The sequence below is a fragment of the Streptomyces glaucus genome (assembly GCF_039533365.1).
GTDB lineage: Bacteria > Actinomycetota > Actinomycetes > Streptomycetales > Streptomycetaceae > Streptomyces > Streptomyces glaucus.
Genome location: NZ_BAAATK010000144.1, coordinates 1 through 765, shown reverse-complemented (window position 1 = coordinate 765; position 765 = coordinate 1). Strand labels below are relative to the sequence as shown.

Sequence of the window (765 nt, the reverse complement as noted above, 5' to 3'; positions counted from 1 at the left end):
CGGCGACGCGGCCCAGGCCCCACAGGGCGGCCTGGAGGGGATCGACGGGGTCGTCCCCGGGGCCGGTGGCGACGGCGCCGCTGGTCACCGCCCACACGGGGGCGGTGAGGCCGGCGTCGTCGAGGGCCTGCAGCAGCAGGGCCGTGGCGGGCAGGCCGGCGGGGACGCCGCCGGGGAGGACGGCGGGGTCGGCGGCGAGCAGGGAGACGACGCGGGTGACGTGCGGTGCGCCGGTGTCGTCGCCCGGCGCGAACCGCCGCAGACGCTCGGCGAGTTCGGTGCGGTCGGTGGTGTCCGCGACGAGCAGCGCGGTGTCCGGGCCGAGCGCGTCGGTGACGGCGCGGGCCCAGGGCGCGGCCGTCGCCCCGGCGGGCAGGACGGCGAGCCAGGTGCCCTCGCGGCGGCCCGTCGCGGCGCCGGTCAGCGGCTGCCAGGTCGCGCGGTGCCGCCAGGAGTCGACGGTGGCCCGGGTCCGGCTGCGGCTGCGCCAGGAGGAGAGCGCGGGCACGATCGCGTCGAGCGTCTCGGGGGCCACGTCGAGGCGGCCGGCGAGGGACTCCAGGTCCTCGCGTTCCACGGCGGCCCAGAACTCGGCGTCCGCGCCGGAGCCCTGGGTGACCGGTTCGGCGGCCTCGGGCCAGTAGCGGGCGCGCTGGAAGGGGTAGGTGGGCAGGTCGACGCGGCGGGCGCCGGTGCCGGTGAAGAAGCCGGGCCAGTCCACCGGGACGCCGGCGGTGTGGAGCCGGGCCAGCGCGGTCACGGCGG

The 765-nt window shown here is 80.0% G+C and carries 1 pseudogene; it reads right to left on the bottom strand.

The window, feature by feature from the left end:
* Window positions 1-765: pseudogene (locus ABD363_RS32445) on the bottom strand (hypothetical protein); the annotation flags it as partial.